Below are 26,794 nucleotides of genomic sequence, written 5' to 3'. Positions count from 1 at the left end.
AATTAAGCTTTGCACACAGTAAAGAACTCCACGGTCTGCGCTATGCACGTTACCGTGGAGTTCAAAAAGTGAAAACGCAAGTTTTGATGACCGGCATCATACAAAACTTGAAAAAGTGGGCCAAACTCCGCTCTTTACAGAAAATCGGTCTCCACCTCACTTCTCATATTATAGAAGGTTCCGTTTAACAATTCAAAAAAAGTGAAAACCCCGGTGAGAATTCACCAGGGTTTTCTTGACTAAGTTGTTTTTCAACAACGTGAGAAGACCAACCACTCAAGTGGTTGGTCTTCTAACTTCCGAGAAGTTCTTTAGAAATCTATGAATAGATTATTGAACGTCTCCAAGAGTTACAGTGTAGTCAACTACAGCTTCGTTGCCAGTGCCGTAAGAGTATACTAAACCGATTGTAGCAGTGTCATCAGCAAGTAGATCTGCAATAATAGCTGATCTAGCTGCTCCAGCTTGCTCTAAAAGGTTATATCTTTGGTCATTAATTACAACTGCATTAACACCATTTTCAACTAGTGATGTGAAGAAGCCTGTGCCATTTAAGTTTGCAACAGTCTCTGGTGTTACTTCAACAGTAATATCAGTACCATCTACTGCAACCGGAACTCCGAATTCTTCAACAGCTGTTTCAACTGCTTCTTGAAGTTCGCGTTGAATTTCTTCACTTACTTCTTGTTCAGTTGGTGGTTGTTGTGCTGCAAACTCAGGATTTGCATTCACAAGGCCGTTAACTGTTTGAGAAGGTTGTCTGTTATCTTCAAGGTCTTCTACAGCAGAAACTGTGTTAGCAATATATCTCAACTGAGCGTTAGGATATACTTTGCCAGCTTCAAAGATCGCTTGGTCGAAGCCTAGCTCGATAGTGTTATCTTCGCCTTCATTTGTTGCAGTAGTTGCTGTGCCATTTCTTAGAGCACCTGTTACTGTGAATTGAGCACCTGCTTCAGCTGGCTCTCCACCGTTGAAGCGAACAGCTTCACTGTAAGTAAGCTCTAATTCGTCAGCAGCTGTGATCTCAGTTCCAAGGATGACTGGAGCTGCTTCATCGTTGAAATCTGCTTCCTCTAGATCGTCAGAATCGAAAGCAGCGTTTTCGATTTCGTTTTCATCTGTGAATGAATCAGCATCAATTTGCAAGAAGTCTTCTACATTACCTGTTGCAAATTTAACTGCTTCATGAGCTGGTGTAATTGTTAATACATTGCCATCAGCAGATACTTCAATTAAGTTAGCACCTGTTAGTTGAGTAAGCGGGCTTACTTGACCAGTTACTGAACGAAGGAATCCAGCTACGCGAACGTCTGTTTCTTCTAAGCCGCTGATATTGATATCTTCATCAAACTCAACTTGAATTTCTTCTGTAGAAACAGCTGTGATAGACTCAACTTCTGGAGCAGATACATCGATACCTTGTAGCTCAGCATCCATTTCATCGTTCACTTTTGCTTCATCCGCATTTGTAGTGATAGCTTGGAATACGCCAGCATCTACTGTTACACGGTAAGTTTCGCCATCTTCAGGTACGAATTCTTCTGTAACGTCTCTTAGAACGAATGTCTTACCTGTTGGGTCGCCTTCATATACTTCAAGATCTTCAGCAGGAATAACAACCGGGTCAATATCCAAGTTTTCAATTGTAATATTGCCTTCACCTGTAACTGTTGCAGGCTGATCTAATTCTAGAAGAAGGTCTGCAGAATCTTTTTGATCAGCTTGGCGTACTAGCTCAGCAGTGAATGAAGTTACTTCAGCGTTAGTAGCTGCAGCAACTGTTAAGTTATTTACTGCATCGTTTGCAGCGTTTTGGTAAACTTCGTTAACTGCAAAGCCTTGAGGCATATCTACTTGATAAGTTCTGCCGTCACGAAGGAATTGTTCTTGTCCGTCAGCCACTAGAGGCTCGATCGTTAGAACAACGTTTCTGTCGCCTACTAATTCAACGCTGTTTACATCGAATTCGCGTCCATCTGCTTGAGAAACATTAAATAGATTTAAGTTGCTCAATTCTTCGAAGTCAACAATCGGCTTGTCAAATGTTACAGTCACTTGGTCTTGACCAGTAACACGTGCTACAGTTGGTGCTGGTTTTGCTTCAGCAACAGACGGTGTAGCGAATTCAACATTTCTTGCTTCGTCAGCAAATGTAGAACCATCTTTCGCTACGATGTTTTGGCTAAGAACCACGCGGTATGTTTCGCCTGCTTCTAGTAAACCTGGGTTGATAACGAACTCAACTTCATCGTTAGCTGTTCTGTTTGTGAATTGGCCTCTTTCAGTAATAACGCCTTGTACCACTTGGTCATTTTCATCATAGAAAGTATAGTTAGCTGGGTTAGTCGCTGCATCTGTTACTTCTTCGCTGAAGCTGAATACAAGCTCATCGTCATCTTGTCCTTCAATGCTTACAGCTGGAGCTTCGATACCAGCAAGAAGAACTGTTGGAGCTGATTTTTCGATCACTTTAGCAAGACGAGTGTCTGTACCATAGCGGTCTACTAGAGCAACTGTGTATTCACGGCCTTCTACTAAGCCTTCTACGTTGCCTTCAACACTTGGGTTGTCAACTAATACTGCAGTAGCTTCTGTGCCTTCATCGTTGAAGTTCACTACACGGGAAACTAGGCCAGCTGTTTGAGCTGTTTCAGAGTTAGTGTACACAACGATACGGTTGCCTGCTTCTTCGATAAAGTCGATTTGTTCTTCATCAACAGGCTTTTCGAATGTTAATGTAATTTGGTTTTCATTAAGAGCTGTTACTTCAGAGATTCCAGGAATTGGTTTTGGATCAACATCTGGATCTGGTCTGTATTCTTCAGCTCTGTGTAAGAATAGAGCAAACTCACCACGAGTGATATCATCTTGAGTACCGAATTGAGTATCAGATTTACCTTGAGTGATACCTGCTTCTACAAGTGCTTGAACCGCTTCGTCATAACGATCAGATACATCTGTAAAGCTGTGGTCAGCTTCGCCAGTTAAATTATATGCTCTGGAAAGGATCAATGCCATTTCACCACGAGTGATTGGGTCCTCAGAAGCGAATTGAGTAGCTGATTTACCGTTGATGATGCCTGCTTCTTTAAGTGCATCTACGTATTTTTTCGCACGGTTTGGTACATCTGTAAAACCTGAATCTGGTGCATTAGCAACATCCAGGTAAGCTGCGCGAGCAATCATAACTGCTGCATCTACACGTTTGATTGGAAGTGCAGTACCAAATTGAGTTGGAGTGATACCGATAGCTAGTTTTTCGTTTACTACGTACTCAACAGCTTTTTCATAGCGCTGAGATACGTCTGTGAATTCCGCAGCGCTTGTTGGAGCAGCCGCTGCTGGAGATACTGCAGTTGCTACTAGAGTAGCTGTTGCTGCAGTGGCAACAAACTTACGATAAGACTTTGGTTGGTAAGCCATGTAATAGTTCCTCCTGTTTTGTAAAAAGTTTTAAATGTATGAAACCAATCAGCAATAAAGCTGGTTGTCCATGAGGTAAATGTGGCGGGTTTAACACTGGAATTCCGTCATCTCGGTTGTCAATATGTAAGATTTGGTGGAATTACCATTTTATAATCCCCTTATTATTCTAGCAGATGACATCTATTTTTCAACTACTTTCTCTTTATTTCCAACTTTAAATCTTTTAAACATTTTTGTTAGAAAAAAGTAAAAAAGTCGACATCATCCCGTTAACAAATTACCTTTTATTAACAATACCTTGTTGTAATTTGTTGTTTTCTCATTATATACCAGATTGATAGGAAAAATAAAGAATTTTTACCAACTTAATGTGACATACTTTTGTTATTTATGTAACTTTCGATCTAGGTAAGTCAAATTTTTTGTCGAAAAAACCTGAGGGATCGTTCCCTCAGGTTACAATTTTGTCATAGATTTGTTTCATTCGTTCGGCTAGATTTCCGAGCGAGAAATGACTAGAAGCATAAACATAAAGCTTTTCTCCCATTTTCTTCAGTTCGCCTTTTTCTTTTTTCTCCATGGCCTGCCCAATGGCATCCGCATACGGGCCCGCTTCTCCTACGGGCACAATCCAGCCGGTTTCTCCTCTATCAATTAATTCATTCACCCCGCCGACATCCGTCGTTAGAAGCGGTACGTGCTGATCGGCTGCTTCTAACAGCGCCAGCGGAAAGCTTTCACTGTAGGAGGCAAGGAGCGCCAGATCACTCGTGGCGTAAATCCGGTCGACGTCTGAACGGAAGCCGAGGAAATGTACGTGGCCCTCGAGCCCCCGCTTCGCTGCTTCCTGCATAAGCTCGTCCTTGATCGGGCCATCCCCAACCAGCAGCAGGTGCGGCCGCTTCTCTTCTTCTATGCTTTTCATCGCATCGAAGACAATCGTATGCCCTTTAATCGGATGCAGCCGGGCGACCATCGCCATGACGAAGTCCTCATCCGATAAACCGAATTCACTTCGGCTGATAGGCTCAGCCGTTGTTTCGGTAAAATCAATGCCGTTGTAAATCGTGTGAATTTTCTCACCGCTCACACCGAGCTTCATAAGATTCTGTTTAAAGCGCTCCGACACAGCGAAATAGCCGTCCATCTTTTTCACCGCGTACATGCTGAGCGTCGTAAAAACCTTTCCTTTCACGCCGGACTTTACAAAATCAAGCGACGGGTCGCTGTGTACCGTCGTCACCCAGCGGATGCCGGTTTTCTTCTTTAAATAAATGCCGAACAAATTGGCGCGCGGGCCATGCGTATGTAAAATATCAAACGATTCTTCCTTTATAAAGGACACCAGCTTCTTTAAAATCGATACATCATAGCGTGAGCTTTGCGAAAATACTTTTGTTTGGATGCCTTTCTGTCTCGCTTCTTCAGCAAACGCTCCCTCCTGCATGAGCGCAAGCGTCACTTCCTCCTTCGAAAACTTCTCCAGCAGCGTAATGACATGCTTCTTCGATCCGCCGGTCTCCCCGCCGCTGATGAGATGGAGTACTTTCATAGCCGTCCCTCCTTTTATTTTTCCCATAAAAAAAGACTGTTCCCATGTGCCGGCCTCTCCTTAAATGGAGTGCCTGGCACTTCCGCGGAACAGCCAGCTTCCTATTATTTTTGAACGAATACCTTCAGCAGAAATTTCGGCAGGGCCATTTGGCGCTTGATCCGCTTCGGCTCCTTAGCCAGGCGGTACAGCCATTCAAGGCCGAACTTGCGATAGAAGGCCGGCGCCCGCTTGACGTTGCCCGAGTATACGTCAAAGCTGCCTCCCACGCCCTGAAAGACTTTCACATTCGGCAATTTGGCCATGTTCTCCTTAATCCAGAGCTCCTGACGCGGACTGCCGAGCGCCACGAACAAAAGAGCCGCTCCGGACTCGCGGATCTGACTCACAAGCGCCTCCTGATCCTTGACATAGCCGTTTGAGTAGCCAGCTATCTTCAGCCCGGGAATTTGCGCTTCAAGCTTTTCCTTGGCGGTGCGGACGACGTCTTCCTTCGCTCCATAGAAAAAGACGCTGTGCCCTTCTTCGGCAGCAAACTGGAGAAGACGCCCCATCATATCTACACCGGTGACGCGCTCTTTCACGCGTCCCCCCTTCAGCTTGGAAGCTAGGATCATGCCGATGCCGTCAGCAATCTGGTACGTAGAGTTATTGATCAGCTCTTTTACGACCGGATCACGGCCAGCGGTGATCACCTTTTCGGGATTTACAGCGATCACCGTCGACTGTTTTCCTTCAGCAATTCTCTTTTTCAAATCCATTAAGATTTGTTCATAGGTGTATGGAGAAACCGATACACCTAAATATTGTTCTTTTTCCATTACAGACATCCTCAGCTGTTAATTGGTTTGACCGCAATCGCCTGCAGACTTGTTAAGTCACCGATGCGGTACACCGTCAGTTCTTCTTCCTGCTCTAAGTTCGTGCAGTTCTTCGTATCGAACACAACTGGTGTTTCCATTTGGTCAAGCAGCACGTGTTTGTCGATGGTCTTGAATTCGTTATGATCCGTTAAAATCACCACAAGGTTTGCCTTACTTACCGCTTCTTCAAAGGAGACCAGCGGGAATGAAACTTGGTCGTCCCGTACGTGCGGATCGTGAATGCGTACATCATAACGCGGGTTCGCCAGCACCTTCTCGACGATCTCAAGCGCCGGGCTTTCGCGCACGTCATCAATATTGCCTTTGTATGTCAGTCCGCAGAGAGCGATTTTCGGCTCCTTCAGCTCAGCCGTCAGCTTAATGATCTGTTCGATCACAAAGTCAGGCATGGAGTTGTTAATATCGCGGGACAGCTGAATCATCAGCGCTTCTTCCGGCGCTTTCTCTATGATGAAGTACGGGTCAACCGCTAGACAGTGACCGCCTACTCCTGGTCCTGGATGGTGAATGTTCACACGCGGATGCTTGTTCGCAAGCTCGATCACTTTGTGTGCATCAATGCCAAGACGGGCAGAGATTTTTGCCAGCTCGTTGGCTAACGCAATGTTCACGTCACGGAATGTGTTCTCCATCAGCTTAGACATTTCCGCTGTCGCAGCTTCCGTCTCAATGACGTCGCCTGTTACGATTTGACGGTACACATCTGCTGCTTTAGAAGCGGCCTGTGGCGTTAATCCGCCGACGATACGCGTGTTTTCTACAAGCTCGATTAAGATACGGCCAGGCAGCACCCGTTCCGGACAGTGAGCTAGTGCCACGTCTTCCTTCGGATTGAAGCCTGCTTTTTCAATAATCGGTGCTACGACATCGTCAATCGTACGCGGAGGAATCGTGGATTCCACAATGACCACGTTGCCTTTTTTCAAGTAGGGCAGGATAGATTCTGTCGCGCTGGCTACGTAATCCACATTCGCCGTGCAATCCGCATGAATAGGCGTCGGCACGGAGATGATGAACACATCCGCTTCTTCCGGTGTGCTGGACGCATGCAGCTTGCCTTTTGCGACCACTTCTTTCACCACTTCTGGAAGACCGACTTCCTCTATAATGATTTCTCCTTGATTTAAACGTTCGACCACTCGTTCATTTACATCTACACCAACAACAGAAAAACCGGCACGGGCGAAAACAGCTGCTGTCGGCAGACCGATATACCCTAAACCGATAACGCAAATCTTTTGCATGTATAAAAACCCTTTCTACTGGAAGTTATTCATCTATTTGCATGCGAGTATGGTTGTTTTTATTACTTTTCATAGTATAGCAAATTCACTAACGCCTTGCACTAATTTCGTTGAACGTCCCCCTTATCAATGATAAACTATATGTATTTGATTAACGAGGAGGATACCTGATTGAAGGTTGTAATTTCAGGGTTTTATGGATTAGGCAATACCGGTGATGAAGCTATATTAGAATCGATTGTTGATAACCTGAGAAATGAGATAGATGACATTGATATAACGGTGTTTTCCCTTTCGCCGGAGGAAACGGCAAAGGCACATAATGTAAAAACCGTGTACCGCGCCTGGCGGCATAGCAACAAAGAGAAAGTACAGGCACTGCGTGAAGCCGACCTGCTGATCAGCGGAGGCGGCGGATTGCTACAGGATACATACCCAACGAAGTTCTTATTCGGCCCGCTGCCGTATTATTTGCTCATTGCCTTTTTGGCGAAGCTGTGCGGAACGAAAGTAATGTTCTTCTCGCAAGGCATCGGCCCGGTGACATCGACATGGGGCAAGATCTTAATGAAAGTATTTGCTAACCGCGCGGACTTCATTACGGTGCGTGATCAGTATTCAAAGGATTATTTACATAAGCTCGGCGTCACTCGTCCCGAAACGGTCGTGACGGCGGATATCGTCTTTGCTTTTCAAAAGAAGGAAGACCCCGCCTGCATGAACAGCCTGCCGCTGACGGGCGAGGAGAAGCTCGTCGCTGTGTCGACGCGGCCATGGTTTGATCATGAGGATTATTATGAGAAGCTGGCGGATGTGCTGGACAGCTTGATCGAGAGCGACGGCATTACACCCGTGTTTGTTCCGATGGAGGGCCATCATGATGTAAATGCGTCGAAGCGGGTGATGGAGCGCATGAAGCACGAGGCCGACTGCTTCCTGCTTGGCGGAGACTTCACGCCGAATCAGTATTTGAACTTTATCGGTGATTGCGAGATGACGATTGGTCTTCGCTTGCATTCCCTTATTTTCTCGGCTTTGACAGGCGTGCCGCATATCGGCATCAGCTATGATAAGAAGGTCGAAAGCCTGCTGAAGCGTTCCGGCATGTGGAAGTACTCCACTCGCCTGGAGGAATTCGATCCGGAACAAATGAAAGAGAACGCCCGCTACGTGCTGGCTCACCGCAGAGAGCTGAGCAGCATGGTGATTGAAAATGCAGCTGGTATGCGCAAGGACGCCTTGGAAAATATCGAACTGCTAAAACAAAAATTTATGTGAAGCGAGGGTTTCTGAATGAAAATTTTGCTTGCGACGGTGTACCATCATCCGCATGTCGGCGGTTTGTCTGTTCATGTGGAGACGTTGAAGGCCGGACTGGAGGCGCGCGGCCATGAAGTCGATGTGCTGTCCTTTTCCGATATTCCAGAGTTTACACAAAAAGCGAAAGTCCGCGGCCCCGGCTTTCTAATGAATAAAGTAGCAAAAGGAAAAGGCTTCGTATACGGCTTGCAGAAACGGAAAGAGATGCTGCAGAAGCTGATGGAGAAAGCGAAGCGCAACAATTATGATATCGTGAATGCACAGGAAGTGTATGCCACATTCGCCGCGATTGATGCGGGCCTTCCGGTTGTGTCGACGGTGCATGGCTATTTAACATATGAAGCATTAAGTGCCGGTAACATTTTAAAGGACAGTGCCGAGGAACGTTTCCTGCTTCAAGAAGAGATTAAAGCGTATCGCGGCACACGGGCAATTATTACAGTAGACACCCGCATTAAAGAGTACGTGAAGCGTGAAGCTGGCATTAATGGCACCGCGATCCGAAACTTCATTAATGTAGATGATTTCCGTCCGGATACAGAGAATAAAACCGCTTACCGGAAGAAACACGGCGTGGATGAGGAGGCACCTGTTTTCTTCGTGCCCCGCCGGTTAACAAAGAAGAACGGCGTCATTTACCCTATTCTTTCCTTGCCGGCTGTGCTGGAGAAATATCCGAACGCTCAGCTTATTTTTGCCGGTACAGGCGAAGCCATGGATGAAATGAAGCGCCTTATTGCTGAGCGCGGCATCGAGAAGAATGTTCGCCTGCTCGGAGCTATCCCGCATCAGCAGATTAAAGAATACTACGCTCTCGCTGATGTCGTCCTTGTGCCGAGTATTCACTCTGCCGGCGTGGAAGAAGCGACCTCCATTTCCGCTCTTGAAGCGATGGGCTCCGGCCAGCCGCTGATCGCCTGCGCTGTCGGTGGATTGAAGGAGATCGTCGATCACAATGTTGACGGCCTGCTCGTTGAAGAGAAGAATGTCGAAGAGCTGTCCGCCGCGATGACCGAGCTGCTGGACCAGCCAGAGAAAGGCCGCCAGCTCGCTGAACGGGCCCGTGCGAAAATTGAAGCAGAATATTCCCACCTGGCCGCCGCCGAGAAGTACGAAGAAATTTATAAAAAAGCCATTAATCGATAAAATGAGCACTCATTCCCCTGCCGTGACGAACGGCAGGTTTTTTTGCGTTGATCGGATTGATGGAGATCGCTCTTTTTTGGGTAGAATCGCTCTTTTCCTGGGGGAATCGCTCTTTTTTTACACGAAATCGCTCATATTAACAAGATTATCGCTCATTCCCCGGGAATCGCCCATTTCCCGGGATAACCGCTCTTTTTTTACACGAAATCGCTCATATTAACACAATTATCGCTCATTCCCCGGGAATCGATCATTTCCCAGGATAACCGCTCTTTTCTTACATAAAATCGCTCATTTCACGAAGAAAACCGCTCATATTCCATATATAACCGCTCATAACTCCCACACAACAAAAAACCACCCGGCCGTTACGGCACGGGTGTAGTGAGGAGAGGGTCAAGCTGGTATGTTCGGCCTCGTTTGTCGCCTTGGTGAGGAAGGTTCAATGATGTGAGCAGGCGCATGGCGGTGAAGCGGGAGTCGAGCTGCAAATACGCGCGGCATTGCTGGTTATTGATGACGGGGGCATGCAGGAGAGCGTAGTCTGTCAGCGCTTGAAGATGGGCATGCTTGGAGCGGAAACGGCAGTACGGGCATTGCCAGCCTCCCTTTAGCCGCTTCATGGAAAAACACCGGCACTCCGGACATTGGACGCCCTTCTCCAAATCGTCTGTATGGATGCTGTAAAGCTTAAGAATGTCGGGATTATATGGGGTGTGGCTGGAGAGCAGCCTGCGGGTCACAGCTTTAAGCTGCTCTGGTGAGAGTATCACAGATGAATGCTCCTCATATAGCTGCTCGACCCTGTACGGAATAGCAGCCGCATGAAGGACAGTGTCAGAAAGAGAGGGGTCATTCGTATTAGTGGTGATTTTGGCAGAGGGAGAACTGATCGCGATAAGCGGAATGATGGGAAGGGTTACACGGAAGTGGCGGGAAAGCCAGGAGGAAAGCTGATAGGCTTGGCGACGAACCTGCAGCAGCGGATCAGCGAATATATCTTCGCTTCCAGCCTGCGTACGGATGAGCTGATGAAATTGCTGATCAAACAGCAAGGTTCCGCTCATGTTCTTTGCTTCGACAATTAGTGCCATCGAGGGGTACAGCAAAAGTGTATCCATTTGGAAGAAGCGGCCGCTCACACCGGGCAGGCGCAAATCGTGAAGCGTGATGGGCTGATCCCTCTCTAAGAAAGACAGATGATAATCCAGCTCTCTTTCTCCGCGGTGGCCGGCCTTTACTTTTGCCAGCTCTGCTTCGATGATGGTTCTTTCCTCATGAAAAGTTGGCAGCCTCCGGTCTAGCGCTTCCAGCTTGCGAAGCTTGATTGGGAGGTCTCTTGGTTTAACAATCAATCAATCATCCCCTTTCGAACGAAAAAACTCCGGAAGAAGGACTTCCTCCGGAGCTTCTTTAAAAATTAATCGCTTTGGCTAATGTGCTGACCGTATGAACCTTCTCGAAGTTAAGGCCGAGCTGTACAGCGGTTTGCGCGATTTCCGGCCGAATGCCTGATAACGTGGATTTCACACCGATCAGCTCCAGTGCATCAATGAGCTGGAATAGCTGGTACGCTACCATCGTGTCAATCATGACCACACCGGACACATCAATTAGAAGATGGCTGATATGTAGGTCCGCACACTGCTGAAGCGTATTCTCGAGAATAAACTTCGCCCGTGCCGTATCGATGTCCCCTACTAAAGGCAAGAGAGCTGTACCGCCTTTCAGCTTGATCACCGGGGAACTCAGCTCATTAATCATTTCCTTCTGCGCTTCTAGCAGCTTTCTCTGATATTTATACGTTTCCTCCGTAAATTGCAGCACCACTCGATCGATCACTCGGACAATTTTATCCTTCCATCTATCGATGCGCAGCTGATTCACCTCATCATTCTGACGGGAGAACTCATCAATCAAGTCCATATATTGCTCCCGCGTTCTGGTGAATTCACGAATGATAAAGTGAATCGGTGTGTTCAAGTGTTCTTTATCTGATGATATTTCAGTAATCCAGTCTTCGAATTGCTCGTAGAAGGCTTCTTCCTCCAGAATTAAAAGCTGCGTTAAATTTTTATGAAAGCGGAAATTCTGATCCTTCAGGTTCGCAATCATCTCGGGGTCGTCCGTGGCATAAATGCCCTCAGGATCACTTTTATCGAGCGAGTTGTACCAGTCTTCCGTTAGCTGTTCAAGTCTTTCTTGAAAGAAATCATATATCTGCTTATTCAACTTCATCTTCTTCACCCCAGCTCATTCTTGTACCTCTATTATAAACATAATCACAAGTGAAAAGAAAATCGTTCTTTTGTTTCGTAGACGCCAGGGAAAAAATAACTTATATGCCATTCTCCCCTTTCCTCTCTCTTAACTTCCTTCTATATTTCATGTATTATAAATTATTGAGTTTTTCTATTTTGATAGATATTGAGGTGGAACGTGTGTCGTTGAAAAAAGCAGCTCTGTGGCTTGCGGGGCTTTCCTTGCTGGTTAAGCTTTCTGGCTTTCTGCGGGAAAGCATTATTGCACGCGAGTTCGGAGCTAGTGTGTATACAGATGGATATTTGCTGGCGTTCTCGTTTATTACGCTTGTTGTCGCGATGATTGCGGTCGGATTTAACAATGTGTTCCTGCCCATGTACGTGCAGAAACGAAAGAACGCACCGGAACAGACGGAGCGGAACGCCAATGCCATCATGAATGTTACCGTGCTATTGTTCCTTGGCGTTTCTATTATCGGCTGGCTGCTGGCACCGTTGCTTGTGCCGTTCATCTATGGAAATATGAAGCCGGAGACAGAGGAAATAGCGATTGAAATTACGCAATTTTTCTTCTTATTTATGAGTGTTATTGCGCTAAACGGTATTTTGGAGTCCTACCTGCAGGGGCGGCGTATTTTTGTGCCGGCGCAAATCTCTAAGCTGCTGTCCGCTCTCATGGGGGCTGTTTTTGCCCTGCTCTTCTCTGATATATGGGGCATTCACAGCTTAGCTTATGGTTTTATTGTTGGTACCGTACTCGGCATTCTCGTTCAGCTCTTTTTCCTGTTGAAGAAAGGCTGGCGCTGGAGCCCAGCGCTTAAAATAGAAGAGGATTTCCGTCGCGCCTTCGTCGTGCTGCTGATTCCATCCTTATTGAACTCAGTCGTCGGCCAAATCAACATGTTTGTGAATAAGGCATTTGCATCGAATACGGTAGAAGGAGCGGTTACTTACTTAAACAACGCTTCTCTCATTACGAGTATTCCCCATACTATTTACGGAACAACGATTGCAGTTATTATCTTTACTCTGCTTTCAGAACAAGTGGACAACCTGGAGAAATTTCAGAACACCTTCTTCATGGGCATGCAGATCTCCCTCGTGACGTTGGCACCAATTGCGGCCGGCTTGTTTCTCGTCGGGGAAGAAGCCATTGCGTTCATTTTCCAGCGCGGGCAATTTACCGCGGAGGATACATATAATACGTACTTAGCTCTCATGCTCTATTTACCTATTATTGTGGCTCAAGGCTTGCAGTATATCGTCTCGAAATCGATGTACGCACGCGGCAAGACGAACATCATTTTCCGTATCAGTGTGACAACGATTGCGCTGAACGTGCTGCTGAACTGGTTATTTGTCGGACCGTTCGGCTATCCAGGACTTGCTTTAACGAGTTCCTTTGTTTCCTTATACTATTTGACCGTCAGCACCATCTTTGTCTACAGAGACTTCGAGAAGAAGGAAGCGACCCGACTGTTTGGATTAGTCGGGCGAGTAGCGGTTGTCACTGCCTTCATGGCCGTACCGCTGTACTTCTTAAAGCAGCTGACACCGATCTCTGATTTATATTCTTTATGGCAGCTATTGATCATCGTACCGCTCGGCGTTGCTCTGTATGCGCTCGGCTTATTCCTTTTCTATAAGGAAGGCTTCCGCCAGATGATCAGCATTGTAAAAAGAAAAGCCAAAGGATAGGCAGGTGAACAATCCGTGAAGTGCTTGCTCTATATGCTGCTCGCAGCTGCTCTGCTGCTCGCCGGCTGCGAGGAAAACCAGAGCGGCAGTCAAGCAGCGGCTATTGAAAAAATACCGCTCGGCGACCTGGAGCTTCTGCTGCATCAGCCGCTCATCCTGCAGGACACAAGTGAATCAAGCCTTTCTTCTCTTTATAAAGATATCTTGTATACGTATGAGTGGGAGCATCAAGGACAAGTGCAAGTAAGGATTCGCACACTCGCTAACGGCGACCGCTTCGCCATGCTCCAGCTCGACAACGAATCAAGTGAGCCCCTCGCCTTAAACGTGAGCGTGCCCCAGCCAGATGCGAGCGATTATTATTTTATCGATTGGCATCGTGACGTGAAGGAGCGTGCCCATGATGGAGTAATCGGCCTAGATAAAACGACGCCTCCTTCCGGCTTACTGCGTTACTCAAAGGATGGCCGCTTTCTATATGAAGCTGTCGTCAGCAAGCAATATCAGTCAATGGTGCGGACAGAGCTGTATAAGAATGGGCAGCAAAGCAATGTACGGGAGTTGACTGCAGAAAAGGACACGCTTCAGCATGACGGAAGCGGCTTTTCTTTCACCTTAGAGGCACCGCCTAACCAGCTGTCCGAACAATGGTTCATGCTAGCGAAGGAACCACTTTTTAAAACTGCGGACCACTTAAGCGACTGGATTGACTTTCAGTATAACCATTACCAGGAGGTCAACAATTGGTTTACCGTCGATGGATCGATTAAAAAGCTGCCGTGGTCGATCGAACCATTTACGAAGCAAGGCTATGGTCACCATCTCGGCACAATGATTGAGAAGGAAGCCATCGACCGCTACTTCAAATCGGGGGATCGCTATTTTTATAACTTAACCTTACAGTCTGTCGGCAACCTGTTGGAATACCGCGCTCAAAAAGGTGACTCCATCTGGAAAACGGAATATACAAGTACGTGGCTGAAACAGAAGTACGATATTACTTCTCCCTATGTGGATACGCGGCATAATGAATTAATTGCGATTTACTTACACCGAATTGGGAAGGAATTTGATGAAAAAGTATTGATCGACGCTCTGCCCCACTATGCTGATTACTTGCTCAACTTGATTGCTATCGGCAATATTGTCGAGACGAAGCGAGGCTATCTGCCAGCTGACTATTATTCCCCTCACCAAGGGAAACAGTACATTCACGCGTCACTTAATCACGCACTCGGTGAAGCAAATTTGCTGATTGACGCTTATCATGCCACCGGGGAGAAAAAGTATTTAGACGCCGCCGGCCAGATCCGCCGAGGCATCGAGTCGCTCGGTGAACAATGGATCCGCCCGAACGGCGACTTGTGGTATCAAGTGAACCGGGATCTCTCCTTTGATGGAAATGATTATAAATGGCTTACACTCGGCGACCTTATCCGCCATGAAAAGAAATGGCAAGCCCTTGGCAACAAGAAAAGCCCGGTTTTGCAGAAACTGATTGAAAGCAAACAAAACGCCCTCGCCAAATAAGCGAGCGGCGTTTTTTCGTGTGGCGGCTGGGAAGGATTATGAGCGGTTTTTTCTCGATATGAGCGATTTTGGTTTGAGTATGAGCGATTTCCCTGTTTTATGAGCGATTCTCGACCCGATATGAGCGTTCCCCTCTTTATGAGCGATTTTCCAACAAAAATGTGCGGTTCTCCACTAAATATGTGCGATTCCTTACCACCGTAAATAAAAACCCCTTCCAACATGGGAAGGGGTTACTTATCGTTACTTGGCAACAGGGATTGTTTGAATGTATTGAGAGGATACATATCCTTCTGTGTAGCGCAATTCGTCAGAGAACACCTTCTGCCAGCCGGAGACCGGGTTGCCGATCAAGGCTACTGGCATGCCTGCTTCTCTGTAGGAGAATTGTACAGCGCCGTTTGGCTGCATGCGGATGTTTAAGTCATCCACTGTGGTGAAACCAAGTTTGTACTTATTGAAGTCCTTGCCGCCAAGAGCTTTGTCAATACGGTACATGTGGCCGGCCACTTTTGCTCCCCAGTCAATATCAGAAGCATAGCGGACGTTGATACCGACGCCTTTGTTACCGGCGGCTGCTCCATTAGCGATCGTCTGTTTCCAAGCACCTGCCGGGTTCGGGATCACATAGCGGTCGTTTAAGTAACCGTCAGCTAAGTGATGGACGCTTGCTTCAGGAGTTGGGAAAGACTTGCCTTCTTCCGGTCTGCTGTCATATACCGCAATACCGAACAGGTTGTTGTTAATTTGAGCGTGACGGCTCATGCCATAATCACTCTCATGAATAGCCATGGCTAGAATCAACAGCGCATTGATTTGCTTCTCTTGTTCTACCTTTTTGAGTGTAGAGCCAAGTCCAACGAGCTTACTCTTCGTCGGAGCATCTTTGTACTTCGCCAGGCCTGTTGCTTTTCTTTCAGCCAAGGCGTTGTTAATAAAGCGGTCCAGCTCCTCCACTGTGTAATTAGACGTTGTCCGTGCCGATAAGAACTGGAAATATTGATACGCGCTACCTGCTACCCGGCCTTGATCGTTGTAGAATACAGCATTATCCCAGCTGTAATATTTCTGTCCCGGCTGCATAAAATCAGGGGCTGGTCCAGCAAGGTAAGAAACGTAGCGATCTTCTTTATATAGATAAATAGAATGATAGAGTTCGCCATTTCTTACAGAATAATAGCCTCGGCCAGGTGCTCCCTCGAATGGAACAAGGAGGCTGTCTTGCGGCTTCATATAATATTCCTTGCCGCCCAGCGCCACCTTCACGTACTGATCCGTAGAAGTAATATACTTTACTTCATTATTAAAGCCATTCGCTGTCGGCATATAGGCTTTCAGTGTTGTGAATGTTGGATCACTGTACAACGTGACAGTAGAAGCCTTGCTGTCAGCGAACACGATGCCGCTATTCGGCTTCATATATACGACTTTCCCATCTTTTACAACTAGCTCATGACCTTGCTGATCCATGGCCTGCTTCGCTTCATCGAATGTACGATAGGAAGAAACATAACTCTTTCGGCCAGACTGGTCCGTGTCCCCTACTAAGAAAGGCTTGCTTAAGTCGCCATTCGGCTTTGTAGCAGCCGGCGGCTCAGGCAGGGGCGTTCCCGTCGACTTAATCACTTGAAGCAAGCGGTTGATGAACGCAGCCGCATGTGCCCGGGTAGCATAACGTTCCGGCTCGAAATGGGTAGAAGAATAACCTTGGATAATACCTAGTTCATAAGCCTGACCGATCGCAATTTTATGAGCGGAGCTTAGCCCCTCTACATCTGCGAACCCTGATGGCTTATACTCTACCTTCATCTTTAAATATTCCATGGCATTGCTGATCATCAGCGCCATGTCTTGTCTCGTAATTAACGCATCAGGTTGGAACCGTCCATTTGATCCGCCGTTTACGATACCGGCAGCCGCAGCGGCATTGACACCTGGCGCCAGCGTTAACGTAGACGGCACATCTTTAAAAACAGACGGACCGGGCGGCAAGTGCAAAGCACGCGTTAAAAACGTCGCAAATTCAGCCCGCGTCACATTCTGACCCGGGCGGAGGTCTCCTCCTTCAAATCCTTGCATAACCCCAAGATCCACCATGGCTTGTACCTCATCGTTTAAACTCGCCGCTTCTGTGTTTAAAGGCTGTGCAAGCGGGAATAACATCATTAGTGACATAGAAACTGCAGCAACTCTCTTAAAAACCAATATTGTGCTCCTTTCGAAATAATTTCCTTTTTACCTTCTTCTATTCTATCGGAAGAGACGCAGGAATTTAATAGAGAAAATGTATAATTTTTATAAATTTTTCTTAAAAACAAAAATAGCCTTAGGATTTCTCCCAAGACTATTAGTCTATAAATTATTTCGCATTCATGGCGTTGTAGATGGCTGTTGTAAATACCTCACGAGTCGCACGATGATCTCCGTAGTATTTCTCAGTTTTGAAGATACCTGTTTTGTCGATCGTGCTCATTGTTACAATCGGCTCGTACGCCCAGTAACCTTTTTTCACTTCTGCGTAAGGATTAGATGCAGCCCCTGCATTACCCAATTTCAAGTCAAATGCATTTTGTACAATGACTGCCATTTCTGTACGTGTCATATATTCATTCGGACGGAAGGTCTTGTCCGGGAATCCGTTAATGATACCTGCTTCGCGAATCGCCGCAATATCTACCGCAAAGCGATAAGACTTCGGCACATCCGTAAAATGACTCATAACTTTAGGCTCATTACCTAGTACACGGTTAATAATTGCAGCAGCTTGACCGCGAGTAACCGGCTCATCTGGACGGAAAGTAAAATCATCGAACCCTTGGATGACGCCTTTATCTGTTAATGTCATAATCGCTTCATGTGTAGGTGCAGACTCAGCTACATCTTTAAATCCGTCCACATATTCAGCTACACGCTTAGCGCCTGCATATTTTGGTCCCCAGTAAGAGTTGCTTAAAGAGACAAGAGCGATTCCTTTGCTGGATGTCGCATTTAGTACCATGTTGTTGCCTGCATAAATTCCAACGTGAGAGATACCTTTTCTGTAGGTGTTCTTGAAGAACACAAGGTCTCCAGGCTGCAGATCGCTTTTAGATACAGAAGTACCGACTTTGTACTGCTGATCTGTTGTACGCGGGATGCTGATGCCTGCTGCATGCTTATATACATATTGAGTAAAACCGGAGCAGTCAAATCCGCTCGGTGTAGTTCCGCCAAATACGTAAGGAACGCCCATGAACTTTTTACCATATTCAACCATTGCTTCACCGATTGTAGCTGCTTGTACTTCGGCTTTCATGTTCATTTCTTCCGGCAATACGGCTGGTGCCGCTGTCATTAATAAAATAGAAGCTAAACCGCTCACTAGGATCTTCTTAAACTTCTTCACTCACTAAACCCCCAAAATTTATATAGAAAATTTTACGTTCTTTTCTTTTTTTTCTCACTGAGGTTATTCTAGCAAAAATAAACCTCTTATTCTTTTACGGTTGCATTACATTCCTATTTCTCTATGTAACTTCTATAAAAGCTGTTCTCACCGCATTGGATAACCTTCCATTTATTGGATCACATTATAAATAAAAAAATATAACACTGAACTACTGTATTTTATGTTTTTACGTAACATTGACATATTTCAGTAATAAAACTGAATATACTGAAAATTAAACGGTTTTTCGCGCTTATATTACACACAGAAAACCCGCTGTCCATGCTTCAATGGACAGCGGGTTTTCTTTAATTTATACGCATCTCTTCATTGATCGTTTTCGCTAGGAAGGAAGAGAATTCTGCTCGGTTAATCGTTTGATGCGGACGGAAAGAACCATCTGTGTACCCGTCAATGATCGAGGCAGCAGCCATGCCATTGATATACTCATAGCCGGTGACATTCTCAGTCATATCGTTGAATTCCGTATGATCCTGGCCAGCAATGTCATATGCCTTGGCAATCATAAGCGCCATTTGTGCCCGGGTGACATTTTCATCTGGCCGAAATGTACCATCCGGAAATCCATCAATAACTCCTTCTTCTGCGAGGGATTCAATATACCCAGAGGCGCCAACATTCGCCGACACATCTGTGAATCGCGTGCTGCGAGTTTCGCCGTTCAACCCAAGAGACTTGCCAAGAAGGGTGGCCGCTTCTCCTCTCTTGATGGACTGCTCAGGCTTAATGGTGCCATCTGTGTACCCCTGCATAATATCTTTATAATATAGGAAGGAAACAAATCGGTTATACCACTTTGTCAAAGGCACATCCTTTAGCTTAGGTCCGCTATTCTGTACTTTCAAAGAAACAAATTCATTGCTCTCTTTTCCGTCTACAACCGGATGAACATAATAATAAAGCGTTCCCGCTGAGGCATAATCAACAATTCCAGAGGCCGTTTGCTCTTTTGCTATTAATGTATCAAACCGATACACATTGTATGTGTTAAATTTGCTTGCCGCCTGACGTGTGTTAATCGCTATTTCCCCTGTACCACTGGCTTTATATGGAAGAGAAACACCGTGACTGACCGGGTTTTTGTCCACTTTTGCCAGTCCATAGCCATAATATTTGTCTCTTCCCGGCTCTCCAAGATCGAGTGCGTTTTTCTGCAGCAGCTCACGAATTTGCTTATTGGTCATTTCAGGATATCTCTCTTTGTACAACGCAGCAAGTCCCGTCACATACGGAGCCGCCATGGAAGTCCCGGATGATTCAGCATATTCCTTGTCTCTTACATCTGCCGGTACAGTACTGAGAATCTTATCACCAGGAGCCGACAATTCTACCTCCGGCCCGATGGATGACAGATTGTCATGCATTCTTTGCTGATTAATAGAACCAACAGCAATGACTTCATCAAATTTTGCCGGATATTCTACTGTAGAAGCACCCGCAGTCCTGATGGCTCCGCGGTTTCCGGCTGCAGCTACAATCAAGATGCCATGCTCATACGCACGTTCAATCATGCGCTCAAGATTCGAATCTCTATATTCTGTCGTCACACTAATATTAATAATGTCAAGATCCTGTTTGATGGCCCATTCTACACCAGCCATCATGGTCGCAGTTGTACCGTCACCATATTCATTCAGCACTTTAACAGCATAAATTTCTGCATTCGGTGCTACACCAACTGTACCAATCGAATTATTTTGTGCTGCTACAATGCCTGTCACATGCGTGCCGTGCCCATTCGTATCTTCGTATGAATCAGTACAGCCATCACTCCAGGCAACCTCCATCATGCAGGCACCGCCCGCAATCTTCAAATCTGGATGATCCGTATCCACGCCTGAATCCAGAATTCCAACTTTAACCCCTTTTCCACTAAGTGTGCCAGGGACTCGCTTGGCCACTTCGACGGCTTCATATCCCCAAGAGATGGTTTGGGCGCTTTTTTCGACCGGCTTATCTACCTCCACGGATTCTACAGCCGGATGAACTTGAAGCATCTTCTTCTGCACGTCCGTCACTTCAACAACAGCAGAAGGCAATTCATCGAATACATGAACGACTTTATCCGCATAATTATTTAGCAGCTGACGGTCCACTTCATTATGGAAGGAAACAATGACCCGCTGTTGGTCGATGGTGTTTGCTTCTGCTATTGCTGGGGAAGAATAGATGAAGACACAGAGCGCAAACAAAGAAAAAAAGTATGTAGGTATTTTGTGCAAATCCATCACCTCTCTGTTAATGAAAGCTTTATCAAATAATATTGTAAGCTACTTTACTATTTACTGACAAAATAGCTCAGAAACTTACAATTTTATTTAATAATTACATTCAACTAAATAAAAATAAGGAGACAGATAACCTGTCTCCTTACTATTGTAACCGGTATATTATTAGATTGCTATTTATTAATTACCTATTTTGCGACGTCATAAAGGCTGTCTACATCATAGCCTTTTGCCTTATAGTAGTCCAATGTACCGAGATAAATCGCTTTAGCTGCCGCGTTTCTCCAATAGCTAGAGCCAAGCTTTTCACTATCGGTCTTGCGGTCGATAAAGCCAAGCTCGACCAGCACAGCCGGCATTGTATTCTCACGGATGACGTGGAAGTTTCCATGCTTCACTCCGCGGTCTCTCAATCCCCATGCATGAACGAGGCGGTTTTGAATTTTCGTTGCCAAAAGCCTGCTGTCTGCACTATTTGGATTTCTATAGGCAGAGTTATAATAATACGTCTCTGTTCCTGTCCCGCCAGCTGCATTTGCATGAATGCTGATGAAAGCATCAGCGCCAGCAGATTTAGCGTAGCTTACACGGCCGTTCAGTGTAATAAATATATCCGTAGAACGTGTCATTCTTGACTTGAAAGGCGTTTGCTTAAATAACTCATTTAGTCTAAGGCTCGTATCGAGAACAACATCTTTCTCTCTCAGACCATAACCTGTAGCCCCTGGGTCACTGCCGCCGTGGCCCGGATCGATGACAATTACTTGGTTCTCAAGGCGCGAATCAACAGCCGGCTTGGCTTCTGCCGTATCACGCAAGTAATAGCCATTCACAAAGCCTTCTAGGCTGCCATGCTTAATGTAGTGCCAGCCTCCTATTTCGAACGCGCTTAATACTTGTTCATCTTTTAGTACAGAGCCCACTTTCTCGTATTCGTGGCTTGGACCTGTACGAACATTTAAGAAGTCACCTGCGTTAATCCAGTAAGTCTTGTTGAACTCTACTGTGTTGTCCTTCAGGCGGAGCTGTGGATTGATCGCACGTGCCAGGAAAACAGCGAAATCTGCACGAATAATTGACTCATCCGCGCCAAACGAACCGTCCGTTTTACCCTGGGCAATGCCTCGGGATTTGAGTGACGCTGCTGCTACAGACAGCTTGCCATCATGCTTATACCCGAACGCTTTGCTAATCATGACAGCCATTTCGCCGCGTGTAACCGTCTGGTATGGACGGAAGTCTCCTCCTTTGTAACCAGATAGAATGCCCTTTTCAGCTGCAGATTGTATGTAGCCTGAAGCAAACATCTCAGAACCGACATCTGTAAAGCCAGTTGAGCGTTTTGTTCCATCCAGCCCAAGAGCCCGGCCAATGAAAGTAGCCGCTTCCGCCCGTGTCATTATTTTGCCAGGCTGAAATTCATTAGAAGCAGAGCCTTGGGCAATTCCCCCAGTTGCTAAGTAATAAATTTCTTCCATGGCACGATGTGAAGCCCCTACATCGCTAAAACTTCCTGCGGCCTGTGCTGTATGTTTAATCCCAAATAAAGAGATGACTAACGAAAGTGATAATAAAGTTAAAAATAACCTTTTATTCACAAATGTTCCTCCTTTCCTCATAATCTTCCATTATTCTATCATATTTACCAAAAGCGAATGAAAAATCTTTTAATCTGCTTTTTAAAATTTGTTGAAGAATGTTACTGAATTAAATCATTTTTATAATATTTACCTATTTTTGCCACATAAGTGTAACATTATTAATCTTGTTGAAACATTCATCTTTCTCGTTCTTTTTCTCCTTTTTCTTTTTTCCTTATCGAATTTGATTTATAATTAAGGGATATGACATTTAATGAAGCACTGTTCACTAAGGCAGATTATTGAATAGATGGGGGTTGAACAGATGACTGTTCACGATCATTCACCAAAGTCCCGCGTGCAGCCGGCATCAGCGAAAACAAGCAGTTCTGCTGAGCTCACAAATATCCCCGGTGTCATGCGGGCAAGTGATTTATTTAAAATAAAGTTAGCCGCAAATGACGGTCCAGAGCGCTGGATAGAGAAAATAAATGGGACCGTTGCTGAACGGCTGGATGCTCATATCCATTTCACAAATCCTTACAAAATGGAGCAGGAGAGCAAGCAAATTTATGAAGACCTGCTGAAGCTGCGGCCAATCGAGCGGGAATGGCAGCCTCTCTATCAGCTTTATGTCAGCTACGGACTGCTGAATTACCTGACTGATATCGCAAAGGAACAGACTATTTCCCAGGAATTACTTGAACGTGCCTACGCTTCTTTTCTCTTTTACTTAGTAGAGGAAGCGGGTGAAGCAGCCGAGGAGATTGGCATTCATGCCTTGCCATTCCAATTTGATCCATATATCCATTTTTTACGCGAGGATGCCGTCTCTCTTCTATCATCTGATAAGCTGCTATTTTTCAATCAGCGGATCGATTTGTACCGCCAACTCTGGACCTCTCTTTTCAAACGGGAAGCCTGGCGGAAAGAAGAACGGAGACGGCTGCAATCTCTTCTGATTGAAAAGAAGAACGCGACCGCCCTATCAGCCGGCTACTTACATCAGCTCTACTTAGCCAATGACCTGGAGGGCTTCCGTACTGCCGCTAAACGCATGCCAGCCATCGGAATTGAATTATATGTAGCCTGGATGTCTGATTCCATTCGATTAAAACAGCCCGATAAAGCGCGGCTGCTCGTTAAAACGATTGATCAGCACCTTGAGAGCTATCTGCATCAGCTGGCAAACGAAGGAACGATGCAGGTCCGCCGCTTTGTCCACTACTTTCTAACCCATATTGATACGGAGTGGCTGGCCGATCAGGAGCCTTCCCTTTACCAAAGCCTGCTTGAAAAGATGCTTCCTTACAGCTATACAGATTTAAGCCTTTACCTTCTGCAATCTCACCGTTATGAGGAATGGGCGGAGCTGGCACTTTGGATGGACAGCGACTTAGCAGAACTAGAGCGGGAAGGATTGAAGGAAGCAGCAAAAGCTGCGCCGGCGGAGGTTTTACCGATTTATCACCATGGCATTGTCCGTTTAATCAATGAACGCAACCGGCCCGGCTATAAAAAAGCTGTCCGCTACCTGAAAAAGCTGCGGACATTGTATAAAAAACTTAAGCAGCTTGACCGCTGGGAACTGTACCTTCATCAGCTGCTGGAGGAACATAAACGGCTTCGAGCCTTTCAAGAAGAGTGTAGAAAGGGTCAATTAATCCATGCTTAGTACAAGAAATATTACCGTCCACTTGGTATTTACTGAAAATGAACAGTTTTTTCTCTCGGCAACAGCTGATAATGGACGGCTGCTCGCTCCGGCTGATTGGGTAAAGCAGCTATTTGTCAAACATGAAGAAAGCTTCTTTGGCTCTCAGCTTTCCAGCCTTTCTTATAGTGGAAAAGAGGGTGTACTGCTGTCTGTGTGGCAATGGGTCACCTTATTTAAAGAGGCCCAATTCAGCCGCTTCATTCGCTGGCAATGGAATGAACTTGGGGACTTCAGCCTGGCGATCGCTCCTGTCCTGTATGAGGCAGTAACAGACGGCCGTTTCTTGCCTGAGTTTCAGGAAGACGGCCTGACTTTTCCTGTGCCGCCGGCAGTGTGGGAAGAATTCCCTTCTGATTTCTGGAGCGATTCCGTAACAGAATTGATGACAAACCGTGAATTTACAGCCGTTCTATTTTCCTTATGCGCTCAGCAGGCGTTTCAGCAGGCAAAGCAGCTTAAAGCAGAGGTTGCTCCGCTCATCGGCGGCAAGCTGACTTCCAGCGAGCTCAACCGCTATTTCGATCCGGCCCGCTGGCGTCAGTGGATCGGTGCAGAAACGAGTGAAGCTCCCTTCTCTGTCGGACTTCGCTTAACAGAGCCCGAAGAAGAAGGCGATTGGAAGCTGGAAACCGTGCTGATCAACCGCAAGAACAACGAGAAGATTTACCCGCTGCAAGGACGGATTTTAAAGAGCTGGCTGCCGTATATAGAGGAAGCTAAGGAAGAACAGGCACGCTGGCTCCGGCTGTTCCCATGGCTGGAGGAGGGCGGTGAGCTTCGTTCGGCTCTCTCCGAAGAGCTGGCCTTCACCTTCCTGACCGAGGCGAGCGAGAAGCTCATTCAGCTTGGCGTTCCGATCCTTCTGCCATCCTGGTGGGAAACGATTCGGAAATCCTCCTTGTCGCTGACAGCAAAAGTATCATCGACCCGCACACGTGGCACGTCCTTTGTAGGCTTGCAGGCTCTCGTTGACTTCGATTGGCGCTTATCCATGAATGGGGCGGAGCTTTCAGAAGAAGAGTTTGCTAAGCTGGCAGATAGCAACCGCCGCTTAGTAAAAATCAACGGAGAGTGGATCCACCTCGATCCCGAAATGGTGCGCAAGATTCAAGGCTTAATGAAGGAAGCTAAGCAGAAAGGGCTTCGCCTCCAGGACTTACTGGAACAAGAACTGACACCGGAGGAGGAGGCGGAAGAAGACTGGACAGATCCCCGGCTGTTTGCTCACATTCAAATTGAACTGAACCGTTCATTGAAGCAGATGATCCAGCAGCTGCAGGACGCTTCTTCCGTACCGATTCTTTCACCTCCTGCCGATTTGAAAGCTGACTTGCGCCCGTACCAGCAGGCAGGCATGAGCTGGCTTCTCTTTCTGCGTTCCTGCGGATTCGGTGCGGTGCTGGCCGATGATATGGGGCTCGGTAAAACGATTCAGCTTATCTCCTATCTGCTTCATGTGAAAAAGCAGGAAGGTCCTGGGACACCTGCTCTTATTATTTGTCCGACTTCTGTGCTCGGCAACTGGCAAAAGGAATTGGAGCGCTTCTCCCCTAGCTTAACTGTGCTCCCCCATTATGGAAGCAGCAGAAAGCAAGGCGAAGCATTCGAGCAAGCCATCCAAGGTGTCGATGTCGTCCTGACGACTTACGGGCTTTCCCACATTGATTTCGATACGATGTCATCTATAGAGTGGAGCACCATTGCTTTAGATGAAGCCCAAAATATCAAGAACCCTCAAACGAAGCAATCGCGAGCGATTCGAAAGTTACAGGGTCGTCATCATATCGCATTAACCGGCACACCGATGGAGAACCGGCTGGCGGAATTGTGGGCTATCTTTGACTTTGCTAATCATGGATACTTATACAACCTGCCCCAATTCCAGAAGCAATATATTGTGCCGATCGAAAAAGACAACGATACATCAAAGGTTGAACAGCTGCAGGCAAAAATTCGGCCGTTTCTCCTGCGCCGCACGAAGAGAGATCCTGAAGTGGAGCTGAACCTTCCAGACAAACTGGAGCAGAAGGAATACTGCCCGCTCACCGCCGAGCAGGCTTCACTCTACCAGCAGCTCGTTGATGAGACGATGGACAATATCGGCAAGCTGTCCGCTTTCGAACGGCGCGGATTAATTCTGCAAATGCTGAATCGGCTTAAGCAGCTGTGCAATCACCCTGCTCTTTACTTAAAGGAGCAGGAGCCCGAGAATATTACCAGCCGCTCGGAGAAAATGAATAAGCTCGTCGAACTGACAGACAGCATATTAGAGGGCCAGGAAGCAGGCTTGATATTTACCCAATATATCGGCATGGGTGAGATGATTCAGCAGGAGCTTGAAAGCCGCTTCGGCCTGACGGTTCCCTTTTTGAATGGCAGCACGCCGAAGCACCAGCGCGATCAGCTCGTTCAAGATTTCCAGCAAGGAAAGTTTCCTCTCTTTCTGCTTTCATTAAAAGCAGGTGGGACTGGACTAAATTTAACGGCCGCTAACCATGTGATTCACTTTGACCGCTGGTGGAATCCCGCGGTAGAGAATCAAGCGACAGACCGTGCTTACCGAATCGGGCAAAACCGGTTTGTCCACGTCCATAAATTTATTACAACTGGTACCCTTGAAGAAAAGATCGACTCTATGCTAGAGAAGAAACAAGCACTGAATGATGAAATTATCAGCAGCGAGCAATGGATCACTGAAATGAATGACCGTGAGCTGAAGGAACTGCTGCAATTACATTAAGACACACGAAAGAGCCG

General features: G+C 46.4%; 17 protein-coding genes. 7 read left to right on the top strand and 10 right to left on the bottom strand.

Annotated elements, in window-relative coordinates; translation table 11 throughout:
• The coding region (locus tag QY97_RS19910; protein ID WP_039231265.1) for a transposase at nucleotides 1-188 on the top strand (188 nt) is incomplete at its 5' end.
• Between the two features lie 142 nt (nucleotides 189-330).
• Here QY97_RS19910 and QY97_RS19550 read toward each other — a convergent pair.
• The 4 genes from QY97_RS19550 to QY97_RS09355 form a co-directional block, all read right to left on the bottom strand.
• Nucleotides 331-3,426 carry an S-layer homology domain-containing protein gene (locus QY97_RS19550; RefSeq protein WP_052728949.1) on the bottom strand — a complete coding sequence of 1,032 codons (3,096 nt, stop codon included), beginning with the start codon at nucleotides 3,424-3,426 and terminating at the stop codon, nucleotides 331-333.
• 454 nt (nucleotides 3,427-3,880) lie between these two features.
• A complete protein-coding gene (locus tag QY97_RS09365) occupies nucleotides 3,881-4,981 on the bottom strand; it encodes a glycosyltransferase (protein WP_039233051.1) in 1,101 nt (366 codons plus the stop codon).
• Nucleotides 4,982-5,085: 104 nt separating this feature from the next.
• Nucleotides 5,086-5,802 carry a WecB/TagA/CpsF family glycosyltransferase gene (locus QY97_RS09360; protein WP_039233049.1) on the bottom strand — a complete coding sequence of 239 codons (717 nt, stop codon included), beginning with the start codon at nucleotides 5,800-5,802 and terminating at the stop codon, nucleotides 5,086-5,088.
• A gap of 11 nt (nucleotides 5,803-5,813) precedes the next feature.
• Complete coding sequence (locus QY97_RS09355) at nucleotides 5,814-7,109, bottom strand: nucleotide sugar dehydrogenase (RefSeq protein ID WP_039233047.1); 1,296 nt, start codon at nucleotides 7,107-7,109, stop codon at nucleotides 5,814-5,816.
• A 171-nt stretch (nucleotides 7,110-7,280) separates the two neighbouring features.
• Between QY97_RS09355 and csaB the strand changes: the two genes are divergently transcribed.
• Both csaB and QY97_RS09345 read left to right on the top strand, forming a co-directional pair.
• The gene (gene csaB / locus QY97_RS09350; RefSeq protein WP_039233044.1) at nucleotides 7,281-8,387 is read left to right on the top strand and encodes a polysaccharide pyruvyl transferase CsaB; all 1,107 of its coding nucleotides are present in this window, start codon (nucleotides 7,281-7,283) and stop codon (nucleotides 8,385-8,387) included.
• A gap of 15 nt (nucleotides 8,388-8,402) precedes the next feature.
• Nucleotides 8,403-9,575, top strand: a complete 1,173-nt coding sequence (locus QY97_RS09345) for a glycosyltransferase family 4 protein (protein WP_039233041.1) — start codon at nucleotides 8,403-8,405, stop codon at nucleotides 9,573-9,575.
• A 368-nt stretch (nucleotides 9,576-9,943) separates the two neighbouring features.
• Here QY97_RS09345 and QY97_RS09340 read toward each other — a convergent pair whose 3' ends face one another.
• A complete protein-coding gene (locus QY97_RS09340; RefSeq protein WP_039233040.1) occupies nucleotides 9,944-10,930 on the bottom strand; it encodes a nuclease-related domain-containing protein in 987 nt (328 codons plus the stop codon).
• A 58-nt stretch (nucleotides 10,931-10,988) separates the two neighbouring features.
• Complete coding sequence (locus tag QY97_RS09335; protein ID WP_039233037.1) at nucleotides 10,989-11,813, bottom strand: STAS domain-containing protein; 825 nt, start codon at nucleotides 11,811-11,813, stop codon at nucleotides 10,989-10,991.
• A gap of 149 nt (nucleotides 11,814-11,962) precedes the next feature.
• Between QY97_RS09335 and murJ the strand changes: the two genes are divergently transcribed.
• Both murJ and QY97_RS09325 read left to right on the top strand, forming a co-directional pair.
• Complete coding sequence (gene murJ / locus QY97_RS09330) at nucleotides 11,963-13,534, top strand: murein biosynthesis integral membrane protein MurJ (protein ID WP_046128710.1); 1,572 nt, start codon at nucleotides 11,963-11,965, stop codon at nucleotides 13,532-13,534.
• A 15-nt stretch (nucleotides 13,535-13,549) separates the two neighbouring features.
• Nucleotides 13,550-15,064: a hypothetical protein gene (locus QY97_RS09325; RefSeq protein ID WP_039233034.1), complete on the top strand. Its 1,515-nt coding sequence runs from the start codon at nucleotides 13,550-13,552 to the stop codon at nucleotides 15,062-15,064.
• 243 nt (nucleotides 15,065-15,307) lie between these two features.
• Here the strand turns inward: QY97_RS09325 and QY97_RS09320 are convergent, their stop codons facing one another.
• From QY97_RS09320 to QY97_RS09305, 4 genes are all read right to left on the bottom strand, one after another.
• Nucleotides 15,308-17,269 carry an S-layer homology domain-containing protein gene (locus QY97_RS09320; protein ID WP_052728948.1) on the bottom strand — a complete coding sequence of 654 codons (1,962 nt, stop codon included), beginning with the start codon at nucleotides 17,267-17,269 and terminating at the stop codon, nucleotides 15,308-15,310.
• 154 nt (nucleotides 17,270-17,423) lie between these two features.
• Nucleotides 17,424-18,449 (bottom strand): C40 family peptidase, encoded by a 1,026-nt coding sequence (locus QY97_RS09315; RefSeq protein ID WP_039233032.1) that lies wholly within the window; start codon nucleotides 18,447-18,449, stop codon nucleotides 17,424-17,426.
• 350 nt (nucleotides 18,450-18,799) lie between these two features.
• Nucleotides 18,800-20,734, bottom strand: coding sequence for a S8 family peptidase (locus QY97_RS09310; protein WP_052728947.1), 1,935 nt, complete (start codon nucleotides 20,732-20,734; stop codon nucleotides 18,800-18,802).
• A gap of 194 nt (nucleotides 20,735-20,928) precedes the next feature.
• Entirely contained in the window at nucleotides 20,929-22,338 is a 1,410-nt protein-coding gene (locus tag QY97_RS09305) for an N-acetylmuramoyl-L-alanine amidase (protein WP_039233027.1), read from the bottom strand.
• A gap of 307 nt (nucleotides 22,339-22,645) precedes the next feature.
• Here QY97_RS09305 and QY97_RS09300 point away from each other — a divergent pair, with 307 nt between their 5' ends.
• Entirely contained in the window at nucleotides 22,646-23,995 is a 1,350-nt protein-coding gene (locus QY97_RS09300) for a hypothetical protein (protein ID WP_039233025.1), read from the top strand.
• Nucleotides 23,988-26,777 carry a DEAD/DEAH box helicase gene (locus tag QY97_RS09295; RefSeq protein WP_039233023.1) on the top strand — a complete coding sequence of 930 codons (2,790 nt, stop codon included), beginning with the start codon at nucleotides 23,988-23,990 and terminating at the stop codon, nucleotides 26,775-26,777. Before QY97_RS09300 ends, QY97_RS09295 begins: the two co-directional genes overlap by 8 nt.
• Nucleotides 26,778-26,794 lie beyond the last annotated feature (17 nt).

Origin of the sequence: Bacillus thermotolerans, assembly GCF_000812025.2 — a bacterium.
Classification (GTDB): domain Bacteria; phylum Bacillota; class Bacilli; order Bacillales; family Domibacillaceae; genus Quasibacillus; species Quasibacillus thermotolerans.
Note: the sequence above shows the minus strand (reverse complement) of the source record. Positions and strands in the feature narration are given on the sequence as shown.

Excerpts from the sequence above, each read along its gene's own strand:
- QY97_RS09345 (WP_039233041.1), top strand. The coding sequence starts at position 8,403 with ATGAAAATTTTGCTTGCGACGGTGTACCATCATCCGCATGTCGGCGGT.
- QY97_RS09365 (WP_039233051.1), bottom strand. The coding sequence starts at position 4,981 with ATGAAAGTACTCCATCTCATCAGCGGCGGGGAGACCGGCGGATCGAAG.
- QY97_RS09360 (WP_039233049.1), bottom strand. The coding sequence starts at position 5,802 with ATGGAAAAAGAACAATATTTAGGTGTATCGGTTTCTCCATACACCTAT.
- QY97_RS09295 (WP_039233023.1), top strand. The coding sequence starts at position 23,988 with ATGCTTAGTACAAGAAATATTACCGTCCACTTGGTATTTACTGAAAAT.
- murJ (WP_046128710.1), top strand. The coding sequence starts at position 11,963 with ATGTATTATAAATTATTGAGTTTTTCTATTTTGATAGATATTGAGGTG.
- QY97_RS19550 (WP_052728949.1), bottom strand. The coding sequence starts at position 3,426 with ATGGCTTACCAACCAAAGTCTTATCGTAAGTTTGTTGCCACTGCAGCA.
- QY97_RS09300 (WP_039233025.1), top strand. The coding sequence starts at position 22,646 with ATGACTGTTCACGATCATTCACCAAAGTCCCGCGTGCAGCCGGCATCA.
- QY97_RS09335 (WP_039233037.1), bottom strand. The coding sequence starts at position 11,813 with ATGAAGTTGAATAAGCAGATATATGATTTCTTTCAAGAAAGACTTGAA.
- QY97_RS09355 (WP_039233047.1), bottom strand. The coding sequence starts at position 7,109 with ATGCAAAAGATTTGCGTTATCGGTTTAGGGTATATCGGTCTGCCGACA.